General features: G+C 51.2%; 19 protein-coding genes. 15 read left to right on the top strand and 4 right to left on the bottom strand.

Features of this window, described 5'->3' with window-relative positions:
- Positions 1 to 132 precede the first annotated feature (132 nt).
- A complete protein-coding gene (locus ACT53D_RS10780) occupies positions 133 to 1,026 on the bottom strand; it encodes a YicC/YloC family endoribonuclease (RefSeq protein ID WP_476156148.1) in 894 nt (297 codons plus the stop codon).
- Between the two features lie 145 nt (positions 1,027 to 1,171).
- On the opposite strand from ACT53D_RS10780, the gene ACT53D_RS10775 reads away from it, so the two are divergent.
- From ACT53D_RS10775 to ACT53D_RS10730, 10 genes are all read left to right on the top strand, one after another.
- Complete coding sequence (locus ACT53D_RS10775; RefSeq protein WP_275357412.1) at positions 1,172 to 2,107, top strand: serine/threonine protein kinase; 936 nt, start codon at positions 1,172 to 1,174, stop codon at positions 2,105 to 2,107.
- 10 nt (positions 2,108 to 2,117) lie between these two features.
- The gene (locus ACT53D_RS10770; protein WP_313984570.1) at positions 2,118 to 3,035 is read left to right on the top strand and encodes a PP2C family protein-serine/threonine phosphatase; all 918 of its coding nucleotides are present in this window, start codon (positions 2,118 to 2,120) and stop codon (positions 3,033 to 3,035) included.
- A gap of 12 nt (positions 3,036 to 3,047) precedes the next feature.
- Complete coding sequence (gene rph / locus ACT53D_RS10765; protein ID WP_275357409.1) at positions 3,048 to 3,767, top strand: ribonuclease PH; 720 nt, start codon at positions 3,048 to 3,050, stop codon at positions 3,765 to 3,767.
- 1 nt (position 3,768) lies between these two features.
- On the top strand, positions 3,769 to 4,392 hold the full coding sequence (gene rdgB / locus ACT53D_RS10760; RefSeq protein WP_476144825.1) for an RdgB/HAM1 family non-canonical purine NTP pyrophosphatase: 624 nt from the start codon (positions 3,769 to 3,771) through the stop codon (positions 4,390 to 4,392).
- 25 nt (positions 4,393 to 4,417) lie between these two features.
- Entirely contained in the window at positions 4,418 to 4,633 is a 216-nt protein-coding gene (locus ACT53D_RS10755; protein ID WP_275357407.1) for a hypothetical protein, read from the top strand.
- Positions 4,634 to 4,642: 9 nt separating this feature from the next.
- Positions 4,643 to 6,469 (top strand): DNA helicase RecQ, encoded by a 1,827-nt coding sequence (gene recQ, locus ACT53D_RS10750; RefSeq protein WP_476156146.1) that lies wholly within the window; start codon positions 4,643 to 4,645, stop codon positions 6,467 to 6,469.
- Between the two features lie 153 nt (positions 6,470 to 6,622).
- On the top strand, positions 6,623 to 6,997 hold the full coding sequence (locus ACT53D_RS10745; protein ID WP_124552470.1) for a type II toxin-antitoxin system RelE/ParE family toxin: 375 nt from the start codon (positions 6,623 to 6,625) through the stop codon (positions 6,995 to 6,997).
- Entirely contained in the window at positions 6,981 to 7,289 is a 309-nt protein-coding gene (locus ACT53D_RS10740) for an XRE family transcriptional regulator (protein ID WP_476156143.1), read from the top strand. The genes ACT53D_RS10745 and ACT53D_RS10740 overlap by 17 nt, the downstream gene beginning before the upstream one ends.
- Positions 7,290 to 7,344: 55 nt before the next feature.
- Entirely contained in the window at positions 7,345 to 8,049 is a 705-nt protein-coding gene (locus tag ACT53D_RS10735) for a hypothetical protein (protein ID WP_476156141.1), read from the top strand.
- Positions 8,046 to 9,653 carry a hypothetical protein gene (locus ACT53D_RS10730; RefSeq protein WP_476156139.1) on the top strand — a complete coding sequence of 536 codons (1,608 nt, stop codon included), beginning with the start codon at positions 8,046 to 8,048 and terminating at the stop codon, positions 9,651 to 9,653. The genes ACT53D_RS10735 and ACT53D_RS10730 overlap by 4 nt, the downstream gene beginning before the upstream one ends.
- Positions 9,654 to 9,733: 80 nt before the next feature.
- Here ACT53D_RS10730 and ACT53D_RS10725 read toward each other — a convergent pair whose 3' ends face one another.
- A complete protein-coding gene (locus tag ACT53D_RS10725; RefSeq protein WP_476156137.1) occupies positions 9,734 to 10,393 on the bottom strand; it encodes an arylesterase in 660 nt (219 codons plus the stop codon).
- A 2-nt stretch (positions 10,394 to 10,395) separates the two neighbouring features.
- Here ACT53D_RS10725 and ACT53D_RS10720 point away from each other — a divergent pair, with 2 nt between their 5' ends.
- From ACT53D_RS10720 to hemW, 3 genes are read left to right on the top strand one after another with little or no spacing between them, the layout of a single operon-like run.
- Positions 10,396 to 11,103 (top strand): ABC transporter ATP-binding protein, encoded by a 708-nt coding sequence (locus ACT53D_RS10720; RefSeq protein ID WP_476156135.1) that lies wholly within the window; start codon positions 10,396 to 10,398, stop codon positions 11,101 to 11,103.
- A complete protein-coding gene (locus ACT53D_RS10715; protein ID WP_476156133.1) occupies positions 11,103 to 13,616 on the top strand; it encodes an ABC transporter permease in 2,514 nt (837 codons plus the stop codon). Before ACT53D_RS10720 ends, ACT53D_RS10715 begins: the two co-directional genes overlap by 1 nt.
- A 38-nt stretch (positions 13,617 to 13,654) precedes the next feature.
- Positions 13,655 to 14,863: a radical SAM family heme chaperone HemW gene (gene hemW / locus ACT53D_RS10710; RefSeq protein WP_194749620.1), complete on the top strand. Its 1,209-nt coding sequence runs from the start codon at positions 13,655 to 13,657 to the stop codon at positions 14,861 to 14,863.
- 710 nt (positions 14,864 to 15,573) lie between these two features.
- Here hemW and ACT53D_RS10705 read toward each other — a convergent pair.
- Both ACT53D_RS10705 and argH read right to left on the bottom strand, forming a co-directional pair.
- Complete coding sequence (locus ACT53D_RS10705) at positions 15,574 to 16,245, bottom strand: hypothetical protein (RefSeq protein ID WP_313985775.1); 672 nt, start codon at positions 16,243 to 16,245, stop codon at positions 15,574 to 15,576.
- Positions 16,246 to 16,307: 62 nt separating this feature from the next.
- Complete coding sequence (gene argH / locus ACT53D_RS10700) at positions 16,308 to 17,726, bottom strand: argininosuccinate lyase (protein WP_313984538.1); 1,419 nt, start codon at positions 17,724 to 17,726, stop codon at positions 16,308 to 16,310.
- Positions 17,727 to 17,816: 90 nt separating this feature from the next.
- Between argH and ACT53D_RS10695 the strand changes: the two genes are divergently transcribed.
- The gene (locus ACT53D_RS10695; RefSeq protein WP_476156130.1) at positions 17,817 to 18,836 is read left to right on the top strand and encodes a sensor histidine kinase; all 1,020 of its coding nucleotides are present in this window, start codon (positions 17,817 to 17,819) and stop codon (positions 18,834 to 18,836) included.
- Positions 18,829 to 19,575, top strand: coding sequence for a LytR/AlgR family response regulator transcription factor (locus ACT53D_RS10690; protein WP_194749074.1), 747 nt, complete (start codon positions 18,829 to 18,831; stop codon positions 19,573 to 19,575). Before ACT53D_RS10695 ends, ACT53D_RS10690 begins: the two co-directional genes overlap by 8 nt.
- Positions 19,576 to 19,579: the final 4 nt, after the last annotated feature.

The following is a 19,579-nucleotide window of genomic DNA, read 5'->3' as shown; positions in this document are numbered from 1 at the left end:
CGTGTGCCAGCCTGTAAAACCCATTTAAATCATGAGTTTATGTTTTATATGAGCGGGTTTCAGAAAGAAAGCGCACCTAAATGGTGCACTCTCGAATCACGGTTTTGGTGCAAACCGTGTGTTAAATAGGGCTTATTCAATATTCTGAATCTGTTCACGCATCTGTTCGATCAATACTTTCAGTTGCATGGACACTTGTGTCGTTTCAATTGCCACCGATTTGGAGCCCAGTGTGTTGGCTTCCCGGTTCATTTCCTGCATCAAAAAGTCCAGCTTTTTGCCCATGGTGCCGCCAGCCGTGAGGATGCGGTCCATTTCAACAATGTGGGCATTGAGCCGCGCCAGCTCTTCATCGACATCAATCCGTTGGGCATAGAGCACGATTTCCTGACGTACGCGGTCATCCTCTGCCTGCATGGCTTCACGCAGTTTGGTGGTCAGTTTATCCTGATATTGGCTGATCAGGGCAGGTAACAGCGGTTTGACGATGCTGATCTGCTCACGGACGCCTTGCAGACGGTCGAGCAGCACTTGCTTGAGTTTTTCACCTTCGCGCTGGCGGGCGGCAATCAGTTCATCAATGGCCTGCGACAAGCCATTGAGCAGGCTCTGCGCCATGGCCTCGGTATCGATGCTCTCCGTTTGGCAAACACCGGGCAGCTTGAGCACTTCAACCAGATTGACGGGTTGCGCCTGCGGAAAATGTTGCTGTAACGCGGCCAGGGTTTGCGAGATCTGCCCGACCATCTCAGGGTTGAGCGTCAGGTTAGCCACCGCGGCATCGCTTTTGAGATTGATGCGGCATTCCACCTTGCCACGTCCCAGGCGGGACTGCAGCAATTCACGTACTTGCGCCTCAAACTGGCGCAAGTTGTCATCGATTTTGACATTGAGCTCGAGATAACGGTGGTTGACTGCTCGCAGCTCAATCAGCAGCAGCCCGCCAGTAAAGCGGCTTTCGGTGGCCGCAAAGCCGGTCATGCTCAACATCGGTTGGCTAGCGGGGGAATTTTTTATCGTCATCATCTGGCTCCTGGCAAACTCACTGATTGTATCAAATGCGGTATCGTTATGCGAAAATGGTACAAACAAGGCGGCGCGCAGAAGAAATCACAGCCTCTGCTGATGCCATGCCCTTAATAAAAGCCATGATTGTGACGTTAAAGCGCTAGTGAAGCTCGCTCATAAATACGATTTTGCCTTGCCGGTAGGCACTGTGCTGCATGACTACACCATTACCAAGGTGCTGAGTCTGGGCGGGTTCAGCTTCGTCTATCTGGCGCAAGATGCGCAGAAAACCACGGTTGCTATCAAGGAATACATGCCGGTGACCTTGGCCGAGCGCGAGGGAGATACGCATATCCGCTCTAATGGCAAAAATGAAGCCGCCTACAAACATGGCATGAAGTGCTTTTTTGAAGAAGGTCTGGCGCTGGCCAATATCGAGCACAAAAACATCGTGCGCGTGAAAAACTTCTTCCGCGCCAACAGCACCGTCTATATGGTCATGAAATATGAGCGTGGCAAATCGCTGCAAGACTACATCATGGCGTTAGCGCAGCCTGTGCCCGAGAATTTTCTGATCCGCATGTTCGTTGAGTTGCTCAATGGATTGCGTGAGGTGCACTCACGCAAATTGCTGCACCTTGATATCAAACCGGCCAATATCTATATCCGCCTGGATGGCTCGCCAGTGCTGCTGGACTTCGGTTCGGCGCGCCAGGCTTTGTCCGAGGTGACGCTGGCGCCCACTTACACGCCGGGCTATGCCCCGCCTGAGCAATATATAGACCGCAAACACCTGGGCCCCTGGAGTGATATTTACAGCATAGGCGCCAGTATGTATGCCTGTTTGCACCGGGCCTCGCCGATCGCGGCCAACCAGCGCCTCAAGCACGATACGCTGGTGCCGGCCGTGGAGTTGGGGCAACAGATATACTCTGAAAAACTGCTGGCGATTATTGATGAGTGCATGCAACTGGATTACATGCTCAGACCGCAAAGTGTGTTTTCATTGCAGAAAAAAATGATCGGCATCCATGTGGCTGAAGATCCGCGTGGCTCGCTGGTGGATAAAATTATTAAAGTGTTGACCAAGCCACTATGAAATTCATCCTATGAAATTCACCATTGCACAAGGCAGTCGCCAGGGGCCGCGACCCTATAATCAGGACCGGCTGGCCTACTCTTACCATCGGCATGCCATTTTCATGGTGTTGGCAGACGGCATGGGCGGGCACCAGCATGGCGATGTGGCGGCCGAAATCGCGGTCAAAACCATGATCGATGCCTTTCAGCGCGAATCAAAGCCTATGATTGCGCAACCCGCGCAATTTTTGCGCGAGCAGATTGCACAGGTGCATGAGGTGATCGAAAACGTCCGCCTGCAAAAGCGTTTGCAAGAGTCGCCGCGTACCACCATCGTCGTGGCTTTGATTCAACACAACAAACTGTTTTGCGCCCATGTCGGCGATTCCCGCGCCTACCTCTACCGTAACGGCCTGGTCGAGTTTCAAACAGAAGATCATTCTGTGGTGCAATCCTTGTTGCGCGAGGGTAAAATCCGCGCTGACGAGGTCAACCATCACCCGCACCGCAATAAAATTTATAATTGCGTCGGCGGGGATCGTGAACCGCAGGTCGAACTGACTGCGCCGATTCCGTTGCGGGAGGGCGATGTGGTGTTGCTGTGCTCGGATGGCGTCTGGAACGTGGTGTCCGAGATCAGTATGGCGCAACACATGCTGGCGGCGGATATCCATGATGGTGTCACTCGTTTGCTCGACGATGCTGATGCCGCCAGTATTACCGTTGGTGATAACATGAGCGCCATTGCGCTGCAGTGGGGCGAACGCATCGTCACCCCGCTGACGATTTCAACGCTGGATTTACCGCTAGACGTCACCACCACCATGATGAATGAAAGCCCGGTCACGCCCAGTCCGTATGCGTTAGACCTGACTGACGAAGAAATCGAAAAGGCGATTGCCGAGATTCAGGAAGCGCTGGGCAGAACCCGGCAATTGATTAAATAAGAGAAAGTAACCATGACCAGACCCAGCCAGCGCGCCAACGACCAGTTGCGTGCCATCGAAATCATTCGCCATTACACCAAGCATGCAGAAGGCTCAGTACTGGTTAAATTTGGCGATACCCAGGTGATTTGTACTGCCAGCGTAGAAGAAAAAGTCCCAGGCTTTTTAAAAGGTAAAGGCCAGGGTTGGGTGACGGCAGAATACGGCATGCTGCCACGGTCTACCGGTTCCCGCATGGACCGTGAGGCGGCGCGAGGCAAGCAAACTGGCCGCACGCAAGAGATTCAGCGCCTGATCGGCCGCAGTCTGCGCGCCATCATCGACCTCGAAAAACTCGGTGAACGCACCATTCACTTTGACTGTGACGTGATTCAGGCCGATGGCGGTACCCGCACCGCCAGTATCACCGGCGCCTATGTCGCCATGGTCGATGCGGTGTCTACCTTGCTGCAAAAAGGCCTCTTGACCGAAACACCGATCAAAGACTCTGTGGCCGCCATTTCCGTCGGCGTTTACCAAGGCACACCCGTGCTGGATTTGGACTATATCGAAGACTCTGACTGCGATACAGACATGAACGTGGTCATGACCGGCAACGGTGGCTTTGTCGAGATTCAGGGCACCGCCGAAGGCGAGCCCTTTGCCCGCGAAACCATGAACCAGATGCTGGACCTTGCCGCCAAGGGCATCAGCGAAATTGCCGTGATTCAGCAAACCGCACTGGCCGCTTAATATGGCCTTGCCGTTTGAAAAACTGGTGATTGCCTCTGGCAACAAAGGCAAACTCCGTGAAATCACCCATTTGCTGGCACCCTTGAATATCGAGGTGCTGCCACAATCCGAGTTTAATGTGCCAGAGTGCCCCGAGCCGTATGGCACCTTTATTGAAAACGCCCTCGCCAAGGCGCGCCATGCCAGCCAACACACTGGCTTGCCCGCGCTGGCCGATGATTCCGGCCTGTGTGTCGAGGCCTTGCAAGGCGCACCAGGCGTGATTTCTGCACGCTTTGCCGGGCCACAGCCAGCGAAAAGCCTGCTCACACAAGACGAGCGCAATAACGATAAATTGCTCACAGCCATGGAACGCATCGCCGACCGCCGTGCCTATTTTTACAGCGTGGTTGTGCTGGTGCGCCATCCGCAAGATCCGCAACCGATCATTGCCGATGGCCTATGGCGCGGTGAAATCCTGCGTGAGTTCCGCGGTACCGAAGGCTTTGGCTACGACCCACTGTTTCTTGATACGCAGACTGGCAAAACCGTGGCAGAATTACCGCTTGAGATCAAAAGTCAGTTGAGTCACCGCGGTCAAGCGATGGCCAAACTGCTGCAACAACTGAAAACACTCAGTCATTAAACAAACAAGATGAGTAAACAAGACCATGAGTAATGAATGGCCAAAATGGGTACGCGATGACGGTTCGGTGGTGTCCTGCACCGAAAAGGTCAAAGTCATGGCCGAAAATTTTGACGAGCTGAAACAAATTGCCCAAGACGCGCTGGAAGACGGCTTGCTGATGGAGGTCAGCGAAGCGCAGATGCGTAAAGCGTTGCACGAGCTTGTTGACGCCTTAGTTAATCCTTATAACAAGATTTAGGCCTGCCAAATGGCAAGCCTCTCACCACAACAAATCCTCCAAGACGTTTTCGGGTACAACCAGTTTCGTCACCAGCAACAAGCCATCGTAGAACATGTCATCAGCGGGCAGGATGCGCTGGTGCTCATGCCCACCGGTGGTGGCAAATCGCTTTGTTATCAAATTCCAGCCTTGGCGCGTGATGGCCTGGCCATTGTTGTCTCGCCCTTAATTGCGCTGATGCAAGACCAGGTCGAAGCCCTGCAACAACTTGGGGTCAACGCAGCATTTCTGAATTCGAGTTTAAGCGCAGAAGATAATGCCCGCATCACCCGCCAGGTGGTCAGCGGTGAAATCAAATTACTCTACGTCGCCCCCGAGCGCCTGATGGTCAGCAGCTTTTTGAGCCTGCTCGATGAAGTGCAGCAGCACACCGGCCTCGCCCTGTTTGCGATTGATGAAGCGCATTGCGTCTCGCAATGGGGGCATGATTTCCGGCCCGAATATCGCCAGCTCACCGTACTGCACAACCGCTTCCCAGAGGTGCCCCGTATCGCGCTCACCGCAACTGCCGATTCACCGACCCGTGCCGAGATCATCAGCCAGCTCAACCTCGAAAACGCCCGCCAGTTCGTTTCCAGTTTCGACCGCCCGAATATCCACTACCACGTCGGCATTAAAAACAATGCCCGCCAGCAATTGCAGGCCTTTTTAGAGCGAGAACACCCCAACGACGCTGGCATTATCTACTGCCTGTCGCGCAGAAAAGTCGAAGAAACCGCCGCCTGGCTGGTTGAAAAAGGCTGGTCTGCCTTGCCTTACCACGCCGGGTTGCCTGCGCAATTGCGTGAGCTGCATCAGCGACGTTTTTTGCGTGAAGAAGGCATCATCATGGTAGCAACCATCGCGTTCGGCATGGGCATTGATAAACCCAACGTCCGCTTTGTCGCGCATTTAGATTTGCCCAAAAGCATGGAAGGCTATTACCAGGAAACCGGCCGCGCTGGGCGCGATGGCCTGCAAGCCAATGCCTGGATGGTCTACGGCATGGGCGATGTCGTCTCCATGCGGCAAATGCTCGATAGCGGCGAAGCCTCAGAAGAACGCAAACGGCTGGAGCGCTTAAAACTGGATGCCTTGCTAGGCTACTGCGAATCCACCGCCTGCCGTCACCAAAGTATTCTGCGTTATTTTGGCGAGAGCCACCCAGGTGCCTGCGGCCAATGCGATAACTGCCTGCACCCGGTCGAAACCTGGCAAGCCACCCAGGTCGCGCAAATGGCGCTTTCCTGCGTCTACCGCACAGGGCAAAGATTCGGCGTCGGCCATCTAATTGATGTGCTGATAGGCAAAGTCACGCCACAAGTCGAGCGCTTTGGTCACGAGAAAGTCAGCACCTTTGGCATCGGTAAAACCCTCAATCAAAACCAGTGGAGCGGTGTTTATCGCCAGCTGATTGCGGCCGGGTTACTGGAAGCAGACATGGCTGCCTATGGCGGCTTGAAACTCACTGAAGCTGCAAGGCCAGTATTAAAAGGCGAGCAAGAAGTCTGGCTACGCCGCGATGCAGAACCAGAAAAACGGATGAGCAAAGCCGAACGCAGCGCCCGCGCCAAAGAAGCCTTTGAAGGTGCGAATGATGATCCGCTCTGGCAAGCGCTTAAAGCTAAAAGGTTAGAATTGGCAAGGGAACAGGGTGTACCACCATATGTGATTTTTCACGATAGTACCTTGCTCGAAATTCATAATCGCAAACCGCAGACATTGACTGAGATGGGGCAGATTAGCGGGATAGGGCAGGCGAAATTGCAGAAATATGGGGATGCATTTTTGCAGGTGCTTGAAGAAATGGCTTAAATCTAAAAAAAGCATGCGCGTTAAAACTTCCATTGCACAAGCCGTAAAAATCAACAGTACTTTTAGCCCATCATTTTGTTAACATATTTTAATAATTTAATTTAAGATATGAACACAAATATTCCATTGACGGAATATTGTAAGGGGGCTAAGATGGCATGGTTGGTTGAATATACTGATGAATTCGAAGCTTGGTGGCATTCTCTGAATGAAGATGAGCAAGTATCTATTGCCGCTTCTGTTGGGTTGCTGGAATCGTTGGGCACCCAGTTACCTTTTCCACATTCATCAGCAATTAACCAGTCACGGCATGGCCACATGCGTGAATTGAGAACACAGCACGATGGCCGTCCATTTAGGACGTTATATGCATTTGATCCTCGCAGAGCAGTTATTTTGCTGATTGGTGGCGACAAAACGGGTGATGATCGATGGTATGAGAAATACATTCCTGTTGCTGATCGACTCTATGATGAACATATCAAGGCATTGATAAAGGAAGGATTGATAGATGGCAAAAAACTTTAGTACGCTTAAGACAGCACTCTCACCAGAAGCGCAAACCAAGGTCGCTCAAAAAACACAACAAATGTTGCAAGAAATGCCTTTGCACGAGTTGCGTCAGGCGCGCGGCCTGTCTCAAAAAATGATGGCAGAAGCGCTGCATATTCAGCAACCTGCTGTGGCAAAAATCGAAAAACGCACCGACATGTATTTATCTACCCTGCGTAGCCATATTCAGGCCATGGGTGGGGAGTTGGAGATCGTGGCAAGGTTTCCAGAAGGTTCGGTCAAGATTCAGAATTTTTCTGATTTATAAAAACCAGATGGCTTCCTAAAATTGTCCATTCATACAAGGAAAATTATATCAAGTTATGGATATACAAGAATACTTTGACAATTTAAATGTAGGTTCACAAAATATTTTTCACGAAACGATTAAGCGTAAACAATCTCTTGGAGAATTACATCATTTATCCTCGTGCCTATATGAGTTTTCAGAATGTGTAATAGATCCTCAAGAGCGTTCAATTCTTAAAATTGTGTGTGCACAATTAGAGTCAGCAACTTTTAATGTGACACTAGGTTTATACAGACAAGGTTTTACATCTCTGAGGCTGGCATTAGAGCTTGGGTTAGCTACTTTTCATTTTTCTGTTAATAAATTAGAACTTCAAGAGTGGCTCGATGGGAAATTGGATATTAAATGGTCAGTTCTTGTTGATGAGAATAATGGAGTTTTATCTAAAAGATTTTGTAGTGCCTTCTTTAAAGATTTAACTGGTCAAGTTGATGGCTATAGATCTAAGGCAATAAAAGTTTATAGACAACTTTCGGAATATGTTCATGGCAACAATGAAACATGGGAAAAAACCGAAATAAAGTTTAGTTTTAATGAAAGCTTATTGGACAATTATTTTAATTATTACAAGGTAGCTGCTGAAGTGATATTGTTTGTAGCAGTTTGTAGATATGCAAAATTATTTGATGCATCCACAAGAGAGTCTTTGCAATTCGTATCTGAAGAATTTAATCACATTACTGAAATAACAACATTATTTGGACACAGGTGGAAATGAGCGAGTTTTTCTTAAGAACGGAAAGTATAAGACAGTCTGAAATTTTGAATCTGTCCGTTGTTAATAGTGCTGATCGAGCTATTCTGGATGCTTTAAAGTCAAACGAACCTTGTTTGATAGAAGGCTCTCGAGGAACAGGCAAATCATTCTTAATGCGCGTTGCTGAGTTAGAGCTTGAAGAGAATGAGTCTTGTGTAACTGTATTTGTTGCTTTTAACGTAAGCTCGCTAATTAGTACTGATGACAATCTTCAGTTCTATCACTGGATGATGGCGAAAACTTTAAAAGCATTGGTAAATAAGTTACGCAAAAAGGGGATTCTTGTATCAAATTTAACTGCAAGTTTGTTAAGTAATGACTCGAAGGGTGAAGACGAGCAAGTCGAAGAAAGTCTCACTCAAATAGTCAAGGAATACGAGGAGTCCTATAAAGGTAAGGTAAAGGTTGATCTATCAGATTTACCAGATATTGAAGATGTTAAAGAAGCAATACAGTTAATTTGTGAAGAAAATGAACTTGAAAGGGTAATATTTTTCTTTGATGAAGCGGCACATGTCTTTCGCCCCGAACAGCAGCGGCAATTCTTCAATTTATTCAAAGACTTAAGGTCTCCATATGTGACTTGTAACGCAGCAATTTACCCTGGAGTAACTCACTTTGGTGATTCTTTTGAGCCAATTCATGATTGTATTTATAAAAAACTGGACAGAAATATTTCTGATCCAGATTACCTCCAATACTTTAAGGATATTGTCCTAAAACAATCTGATGAGAGTTTGGCTGCAGAAATAGACAGAAATAGAGATTTATTTAATACACTTGCTCTCTCCTCCGGAGGAAATCCTCGAATGCTTTTAAGGACGATCCAAGAGTTGCAGAAAATTAATATCACAAACGTAAATAGTGAACTCAAGTCATTCTATCGTAATCAAATTTGGGCGGAGCATACGGACCTTGGCGAGAAATATAAAGGTCATCGTGGAGTTGTAGATTGGGGCAGAGATTTTCTTGAAAATACTGTAATCCCTCGTGTCGAAGATTACAACAAAGCTAGAAAAGATAAAGGAATCAGCGAGTCTACGATTTACTTTTGGATTCATAAGGATGCTCCAGAAGCTGTTAAAGAATCATTGCGATTACTTACGTATACAGGAATCATTCGTAAAATTGATAATGCGGTCAGAGCTACAAGGGCTGAATTAGGAGCAAGGTTTGAAATAAAGTATGGGTGCATTCTTTCCCTTGAAAGCAACCCACATGGGGAATCTCAGGAATTTTATAAAAGTTTATCCATAAAAAAATTTCCTGAGTTTGGTAAGAACCATAGTGCATATACAGGTTGTGAGAGATTACTCAAAAATGATGACGAAGAGCAATATGAAGAGTCATTAATGTCTTTACTTAAAAAATCAATTGATGTTTTAGTCGGTTTAACCAAATGGCAGAAAAAAACATTAAAAGATGCAGGTATAAATACTATTGAACAATTACACAATAATACGGAAGAAAGTTTAATGGTGAATATTTATGGTGTTGGTCCTGCTAGGGCCAGAGTTATGAAAAATGCTGCTACTGCAGAGTTATTGGAATATATATCAGGATAAAATTTTCAAGAAATACATAGTCTGTCATTACAAGGACGATAATGGTTTGATGTTTGAATAAATTAAACCTATGCAAAAAATTACTGGGTGGTTTTGCGTTGACTAATGAGTAACAGTTTTAGCGTGGGCCAAACATTCTCTAATATCTTTGGTTGTGCACTCACATTAGGATGCAGTCCATCTTCAATCACCAAATCACTGTGGCCACTCACACCATCCAGAAAAAATGGCACGAATGGTGTTTTGTGGGTTTGTGATAAATCCAGATAAACTTGCTTAAAGCCGTTTGTGTATTTGGGGCCATAGTTCGGCGGGATCAACATGCCCAACAACACGACCCGTGCATTTGCTTGCTTGCTGGCCTGTATCATTTTTTCCAAGTTGTTTTTCATAGCATCGAGCGGTAAGCCACGCAGGCCATCGTTGGCGCCTAGTTCTATTAACACAATACTGGGTTTAAACTGCTGAATTGCGGCAGGCAAACGGCTGAGGCCGCCCGCGGTTGTTTCGCCACTGACGCTGGCGTTGGCAACTTCGTAGGGTAATTGCTTGTCTTTTATTCTTTGCGCCAATAAATTCACCCAACCTTTTTCTTTGGGGATGCCATAGGCGGCGGATAAACTGTCTCCAAACACCAGAATCACCGGTTTAGATGTTGTTTCAGCCAGGGCGGCATCGGCAAAAAATGGAAAAACTAGAGTAGTGCAAACGCTTAATATCTTGAGAAATCGGAACATCATTAATGCAAAGTCCTTATGCCGTTGAAGCGGTATCGTTAAGTAAATCGGTTGTTAGCAATGATACAACACTCCCTATTTTGACTGGTTTGAATCTGGCCGTGCCGCAGGGTGAGCGGCTGGCGATTATTGGCAGCTCTGGGTCGGGTAAATCGACATTGCTGGGCTTATTGGCTGGATTGGACACGGCAAGCAGCGGAAAAGTCCTGATTGCGGGTGAAGATATCGGCGTGATGGATGAAGATGGCCGTGCGGCGATGCGTGCCAGATACATGGGATTTGTCTTTCAATCATTCCAATTGCTGGGTTCACTGACCGCGTTGGAAAATGTGATGCTGCCATTGCAGCTGGCGGGACAGCGGGATGCGCAGGCGATTGCCATCGCTGCTCTCGACAGTGTAGGTCTGGCAGCACGGGCCACGCATTACCCAAAACAATTGTCGGGTGGCGAGCAGCAGCGGGTGGCGATCGCCAGGGCGTTTGCAGCCAAGCCTTCGATTTTATTCGCCGATGAGCCAACCGGTAACCTGGATGTGGCGACCGGCGAGGCGATTATCAAATTGCTGTTTGATTTAAACGCCAAGAGCGGCACCACGCTGGTGCTGGTCACGCATGATATGAATCTGGCAAGGCGTTGCCAGCGTGTGTTGAATTTGCAGGGTGGCGTGCTCAGCGAGATCACGATAGCCGACACGCAGGCAGGGGCGCATTAATGCTGGCCTTCTCCATCGCCTGGCGTCAGTGCCGCAGCCTGTGGTCTTCGGGTGAAATCCGCGTATTGCTGTTTGCGCTAATCCTGGCGGTGACGGCAACCACCTCAGTCAGCTTTTTCACGGACCGTATCAAAGCCAGCATGCAAACCCAGGGCAATGTGCTGCTTGGGGCGGATCTGGTGGTGAATTCAGACCATGTTCTCCCGGAAAAATATCTTGCCGAGGCACAGCGGCGCCAATACCAGACCACGCAGGCGCTGGAGTTTTCCAGCATGGTGTTGAAAGACGACAGTAGTGAGCTGGCCGAGATCAAGGCGGTGGAAGCGGGGTTTCCGCTACGGGGACAGTTGAGCATTAGCAGGCAGTCAGTGACTGCGCCGAAAGAATCTCTTTCAACAGAGATCCCTGCTCGCGGAGCAGTGTGGATTGAGCCACGGCTGGCGCAAAAACTTGCACTGAAAATAGGGGACAAGATCAGCGTCGGTGACAGCCAGTTTACGGTCGCGGCCTTTGTATTGCAGGAACCGTCGCGGGGCGGAGATATGTTCAGCATTGCGCCGCGCCTGTTTATGAATAGCGCCGATGTGCCTGCGACGGGCCTAGTCCAGTTTGGTAGCCGGGTGAAATACCAGTTGCTGGTGGCTGCCAATACCGATGGCGCAGCGGTAAATCAGGCTATGGAAGACTACGCCGAATGGCTGAAACCGCAATTAGCCCGCGGTGAGCGGGTAGACGATATCCGCAGCGCGCGCCCGGAAATGCGCAGTGCGCTCAACAAAGCGCAACAATTCCTCGGCATTGCCTCCATGGTCGGCGTGATTCTGGCGATGGTGGCCATGTTGCTGGCGAGTATCCCCTATGTGCAAAAGAGCCTGGATGCGTATGCCTTGATGCGTTGTTTTGGCGCGACCAAAAAGCTGATTACACAGATTCTGCTTTACCAGACTTTGCTGTTGGCATTGGTGGGTAGCGTGATCGGGTGTGTGCTGGGCTTTGCCGCGCAATATGGCTTGGCGATCCTTGCTGGCCGCCTGTTTCTCGAAACGTTGCCAGCCCCGGGCTGGATGCCAGTCTTGTTGGGTTTCGCCACTGGCTTTGCTACTTTGCTGACAGTGGTGTGGCCGCAATTGCAGCGTTTACGGGCGGTGCCTGCACTGCGTATTTTGCGTCAGGATTTAGAAGGCAATTTGCGCAGCCATGGTCTGATGTTTTTACCCGCATTGCTGGTATTGGCCGGGCTGGTGTTCTGGCATGCGGGGGATATCAAGCTGGCCGGGATTGTATTGGCTGCGCTATTTGGATTGGTCGTGGTGGCTGGTTTGCTGGCTTATGCGGGCATGCGTTTCGTGCAGACGTTCAGTGTGCGAGATTTCGGTGTGATCAAGCTCGGGTTCATGGGCTTAAGACGGCGACCGATGTTGACCATCGCCCAGGTGGTTGGCTTAAGCATGGGCCTGATGGCGATCTTGCTGCTGGCATTTGTGCGTAATGACCTGCTGAAAAACTGGCAGACCTCGTTACCCGCAGATGCGCCTAACCGTTTTGTCATCAATATCCAGGCCGACCAGATTCCCGGCATCAATGCGCTATTAAGTGCGCATGCTATTCAGCATGCGGATATTTTTCCCATGGTGCGCGCAAGGCTGATCTCAGTAAACGGTAAGCCACTTAATATTGAAGCGTACAAAGATGACCGCGCCAAGCGCCTGGCCGAGCGGGAGTTCAACCTATCGTGGGCTGCACAAATGCAGGCCGATAACGAACTGGTGGCAGGGCAGTGGTGGCGTGCTGAGGATGCTGGTAAACCGCTGTTGTCGTTAGAGCAGGGGTTGGCTGAAACACTCAATTTAAAACTGGGCGATAAATTGTCTTACGATGTGGCCGGCACCCAGCTAGAGCTCACCATCACCAGTTTGCGCAAGGTGGAGTGGAACAGCATGCATGTGAATTTTTTTGCGGTGACGCCACCGAAAGTGCTGGATCATTATGCTGCCAATTACCTCACCAGCTTTCACCTGCCAGCGGGCAAAGAGGACGCCCTGAACCAGCTGGTCAAAACATTCCCCAATTTAACCATCATCAATGTGGCGGCGGTGCTGGAGCAGATTCAAAGCCTGATCAGCAAAATGAGCTATGCGATTGAATTTGTGTTTGGTTTTAGCCTGCTGGCTGGCCTGGCCGTGCTGTATGCCGCGCTGATGGCAACCCGCGAAGAGCGCGTGCGCGAAAGCACCTTGATGCGGGTGCTTGGCGCTTCAAGAAAGCAGGTGGTGCTGGCCATGCTGGTGGAGTTCTTATGTATCGGCGTACTCGCCAGCGTTGTCGCCAATATTTTCACCAATATTGCGGCCTATTATCTGGCGACGGGGGTGCTGGAGATGGACTATCAGTTCAACGCCTGGCTGACCATGCAGGCCTTGCTGGCGGCGATGGTGTTGGTGCCCTTGTCTGCCTGGCTGGTGGCGCGCAACCAGTTTAACCAGCCACCCAGAGCCTTGTTGCAAAGTGTTTAAGTCCCTGTGCCTGGATGGATACAGGTTAAAATACGCGCATGATTCCGATTTATCCTGCCAATAGCCTGAAAGATGCACCGCTACAAGGCGACATCACGCTGAGCGGCCTCACCAATCCGCCGCCACTTTCGTTGTATATCCATATCCCGTGGTGCGTGCGCAAATGCCCTTATTGCGACTTTAACTCGCACGAAGCACGGCAGGAAATCCCGGAAGCCGCTTATGTGGATGCCTTGATTGCCGACCTTGAACAAGCGACGCCGCTGGTGTGGGGCCGCAAAATCCGCAGCGTGTTTTTTGGCGGCGGCACGCCCAGTATTTTCTCTGCCGAGTCGATTGATAAGATTTTGAGCCATGTGCGTATGCTCACGCCGCTGGAATATGGCGCTGAAGTCACGCTCGAAGCCAACCCGGGCACAGTGGATATCGCCAACTTCAAGGGTTACAGAGAAGCAGGCGTCAACCGCGTATCGCTCGGCATTCAAAGCTTTCAGCCGCAATACCTCAAAGCGCTGGGCCGCATTCATGACCGCGACCAAGCGCTGGCCGCCGCCGAGTTGGCGCTGAATACCTTTGAAAAGGTTAATCTGGATGTGATGTATGCACTACCAGAACAAAGCCTTGAAGATGCATTGCTAGATGCCGAAACCGCCTGCCAGATCAAACCCGCGCACCTCTCGTTTTATCACCTGACGCTGGAACCCAACACACCGTTTCACCGCACGCCACCGAGCTTGCCCGACGACGATACCAGCGCCACCATGCAGGAAGAAATCGAGAAAATACTTGCTGGGAGTGGTTACCAGCATTACGAAACTTCCGCCTTTGCCCAGCCTGGCCAGCAGTGCCAGCACAACCTCAATTACTGGACGTTTGGCGATTACCTGGGCATAGGCGCAGGCGCGCACTCCAAACTCAGTTTTCATGACAAGATCATTCGCCAAAGTCGGCATAAGCATCCGAAAAAGTATCTCGAGTCTATCGCCACTGGCCAGATGGTGGATAGTGAATGGCAGATTGGGCGTGAGGACTTGGCGTTTGAATTTATGATGAATGCGTTAAGGCTGGTGGATGGGGTGGAGGCTAGTTTGTTTCAGCAACGGACGGGATTGCCATTAAGGACTATTCAGTCGACCTTGCTGGCGGCGCAGCAACAAGGGTTGTTGGCGGAGCAGAGTGGGGTAATTGCACCGACATTGAAAGGGCAGCGGTTTTTGAATGAGTTATTGGGGATGTTTTTACCGTAACACCTGACGCAAGCAGGAGTTTGAAAGTGGTAGGGTGGGCATATATGCCCACGCGTGTGATCGGTGATTGGTTGTCACGCTCTCTGTCGCCCCTCGGCGAGTCACTTTTCTTTGCTTGCACAAAGATAAAGTAACCAAAAGAAAGTGCACCCTAGCTTACGCTTGTTTCCTGCGTTGCTCACCAAAACAAGCGGTCACGAAACTCGACCTGGCAGCTCACAAAATACGTGAGCTGCTGCGGGACTCGAACAGTCGCTCCCTTTATTCTTGTTTTGCCTGCGCTACTCGGCGCGTCAGATAGGGGCCCATAAAACCACACGCCTTCATCTATGCGAAACTTTTAACATCGCAGCCCGCTCGATCACCGTGAAAAAATGGTTTGTAGTTTCAGTTTTGAAATAGAAAAGTAACCTAGCGCTCTGAATTCAACATGCCCGACTAACGTTTCATTGTGGTGGGTTTAAACGGGCCCCTATCTGACGCGCCGAGTAGCGCAATCAGCGTGGGAGCTGTCGGCCATTGCCTGTTTGAGTTCCACAACAAGCCACGAAGTATGTGGCTTGTCAGGGCGAGTTTCAATGGCCGCCCACGCTGATGAGCAACGCAGGAAACAAGCGTAAGCTAGGGCGTCTTGTTCTTTGCCTTCTTTCTTATGGACAAGCATAAGAAAGAACGGTCGCCTAAAGGCGAAAAAGAATGTAATGCAAAGGTTACCGCTTAGGCCGTCGCTCTTCCAAAACACCCCAAACCAAACTCAACACCAGCAACAAGAGCGCACTCAATACAATCACCGCCAATTGCGGTGTTTGATAAAGCTTGTTGAGCGGGGTGTTAGCAATCGCTGTTGCATTAGCCTGGTAGGTGTCTACCACATGCGTTCTCACGGCCATGACACGGCGCGTTAAATGATCCACCGAGAAGGAATAGCCTTTAAGTGCCGGTAATTCTGGCAGGTGCACGGTTGGCAGCGAAAGCTTTGGCAAATGCCACCCCGAGCTTTGCTGGGCGCCTTGCGAGAGTTGCACACTCATTACCAGGCCGGGTGTGACAAAGGTTTGCGGATCGACTTCATCGGCTTTTTTGATGCGGTGGGTGATGGTGTGCAGGGTTTGTGCATTGGGCACAGCGATTAATTGCGCATACTTGGCCGCTTGGTCGGCCTTGAGCAGGATGCCGCGGCTGCGGCTCAGCGTGAGTGATTGCTGCACAAAGCGTTGCTGGAGGACGGGGCTTTGCGGGTAAAGTTTGGCGGCGAGACTGTTGACGCTTTCACCGGGCAGCAAGGGCCAGAGCATGGATTGCTCTTGCTTGGGATTGGCGATGCCAAACGCGGCCTGCACGGGATGGTTAAATAGCCGGAGCATCACGCCGATGACAATCATCAAGCCCGCCATCATCACCAAGTATGATCTGAGATTCCATTGGTGAGGGTGGCGGAGGATCATCAGCGCCCTAACTGTACTCTGGCTTGCGCAATGGCGCGGCGCACTTGTTCTGGGGCGGTGCCGCCAGTGTGGTTGCGGCTGGCGACGGAGCCTTCGAGCGTCAGCACTTCAAACACGTCGTCGCTGATGGTGCTGCTAAATGCTTGTAACTCAGCCAGGCTGAATTCGGCCAGGTCGCGGCCAGATTCCACACCCGCTTTGACGGCATGCGCGACGACTTCGTGCGCATCACGGAACGGCATGCCTTTTTTCACCAGGTAATCGGCGAGGTCGGTGGCGGTGGCAAAACCTTCCAGCGCCGCCTGGCGCATATTGTCGGCCTTGACGGTAATGCCACGCAGCATGTCGGCATAAATCTGCAAGGTCACCAGCAGCGTGTCAGCCACATCAAACAGCGGTTCTTTGTCTTCCTGGTTGTCTTTGTTGTAGGCCAGTGGCTGGCCTTTCATCAGAGTCAGCAGCCCGATTAAATGGCCATAGACGCGGCCGGTTTTGCCACGCACCAGTTCTGGCACATCCGGGTTTTTCTTCTGCGGCATGATAGACGAGCCGGTACAGAAGCGGTCGGCAATATCAATAAAGCCGAATCTTGGACTCATCCATAGAATCAGCTCTTCGGAGAAGCGCGACAAGTGCATCATGAGCAACGAGGCAGCGGCATTAAATTCGATGGCGAAGTCGCGGTCAGACACGGCATCGAGCGAGTTCTGGCATACGCTGTCAAACCCCAGCAGTTCGGCCACCAGCTCGCGCTTGATCGGGTAGCTGGTGCCCGCCAGTGCGGCCGCGCCCAAGGGCAGGCGGTTGATCCGCTTGCGGGCATCGGCAAAGCGCTCGGCATCGCGGTTGAGCATTTCAAAATAGGCCATCAGGTGGTGGCCAAAGGTCACCGGTTGCGCGACTTGCAGATGGGTAAAGCCAGGCATGATGGTGGCAGCGTTCTGTTCGGCCAAATCCAGCAAGGAGGTTTGCAGGGCGCGGATACCAGCAATCGCGTCATCGACCACGCTACGCAACCACAGCCGCACATCGGTGGCTACCTGGTCATTGCGTGAACGGCCGGTGTGCAGGCGTTTGCCAGCATCGCCGATTTTCTCGGTCAGGCGTTTTTCGATATTCAGGTGTACGTCTTCAAGATCAAGCAGCCATTCAAATTGGCCTGCTTCAATCTCTGCCAGAATTTCGCCCAGGCCGCGTTTGATCTCTTCTACATCTTGCGCCGAAATGATGCCTTGTGCGCCGAGCATGGTGGCGTGGGCAATCGAGCCTTCAATATCAAACCTGGCCAGACGTTTGTCAAAGTCGACCGAGGCCGTATAACGTTTAACCAGTTCGGCGACCGGCTCATTGAAGCGGCCGGACCAGGCTTGGTCTTTTTGATGCAAAGAAGACTGGGTTGTCGGTTTGGGTGCGGTCAAAACAAATTCTTTCTGCCAATAAGGCTGGCTTGCGCGCGAGGCGCTGAATACTTATGATGCTGGAGCCACATTATAAATGAACATCACGCTGTGCGTAAAACTAGCCGCATTCCCAATTTCCGCAATCTAGGCATACACTTACGTGTGCTGTTGCTGCATCTGTGTTTGCTGGCGTTGCTGGTGGTCTACGATGGACAGCCGGACGGAAGTATTAGCGCCTGGGTAAACGCACTGACGCAGATCAGTAGTCAGTGGCTGCCGCCATTGTTGCTGGTGATGGGGGCGCTGACCCTGGCTTATCCGTGGATGAGCCGCTGGGCGTATCGCCCGGCCCTGGCAGGGATTGTGCTGTTGGCGGTTGGCCTGACCGCATTGGCCACGGAAGGCTACCATGTGTGGATTGTCCCTTTGCGTGCCGCGCAATGGTGTCAGGTGCTGTTGCTCTCTGCCTCCGATGTCCTGCTGTGCCTGTATTACCTCGATCTGCTGCAGCGGGCGTATTCGCCTGCCATCGCCGAGGCACGGTTGCAGGCCTTGCAGGCGCGCATTCGCCCGCATTTTTTGTTTAATAGCCTGAATGCAGCTTTGTCATTGATCCGCAGCCAGCCGCAGCGTGCTGAAACGGCGCTGGAGGATATGGCTGAACTATTCCGCGTGCTGATGGCGGATAACCGTGACCTGGTGCCGTTGTCGCAAGAAATTGCCTTGTGTCACCAATACCTCAATATCGAAAAACTGCGTCTGGATGAACGGCTGCAATGTGACTGGCAATTGTCTGAGCTGCCACCAGAGATGATGATTCCGCCGCTGATTTTGCAGCCTTTGCTTGAGAATGCCATTTATCACGGCATTGAGCCGCAGCCGCAAGGCGGCGTGGTGCATATTGAGATCAAACCCAGCGGCAAAAGCTTGCTGTTAAGGATAAGCAACCCACTCCCCCCGCCAAGCAACCGGGCGAGTGGCAATAAAATGGCGCTCAAGAACATTCGTGAACGCCTGCGCTTGCATTACGATCTCGAGGCGCAGTTGCGTCAGTACGAAGCGGATCAACGTTATATCGTTGAAATCGTCATCCCGACCCGGCCCTTGTCCGAGGTGGTGCATGGCTAGCCAGCGTCTGTTGATTGTAGACGATGAGCCCTTGGCCAGGCAGCGCTTGCGCGACCTGGTGGGGGATATCGGTGGTTATGAGATTGTTGGTGAGGCAGCCAATGGCGTGGAGGCATTATCGCTGTTGCAGCAACACGCAGCCGAGATTGTGCTGGTGGATATCCGCATGCCCGTGATGGATGGCATTGAGCTGGCCCAGCATTTGCGTGGCCTGGCAACGCCGCCCAAACTGATTTTTACCACGGCTTATGACCATTATGCGCTGCAAGCCTTTGATCTCAATGCGATTGATTATTTGCTGAAACCGATTCGAAGTGAGCGCCTGGCAACGGCCTTGGCCAAAGCGCAGCCTTTGCCAGCGGCGCAGTCACAAGCATTGCAGCCTTTGCAGCAAACCCATGATCATTTAAGCATCCACGAACGTGGCAAAATCATGTTGGTGCCCATCGCCGAGGTGCTTTATTTGCGCGCTGAGCTTAAATACATCACCGTGCGCACGCGCGAAAAAAGTTATTTACTCGAGGGCTCGCTCACACAGCTGGAGCAAAGTTATCCCGATCTGTTCGTCCGTATACACCGCAACGCACTGGTGGCACGCGCAGCCATCAGCGGCTTTGAAAAACAACGCATGACCGAGGGCGATGAGGCGGGCGAGGCAGCCTGGGTGGTCTTGCTTAAGGGTATTCCCGAGACCCTGATGGTCAGCCGCCGTCACCAGCACATCATTAAGGCCACTTAAGTAG

The organism is Methylophilus sp. DMC16 (assembly GCF_056314045.1).
Note: the sequence above shows the minus strand (reverse complement) of the source record. Positions and strands in the feature narration are given on the sequence as shown.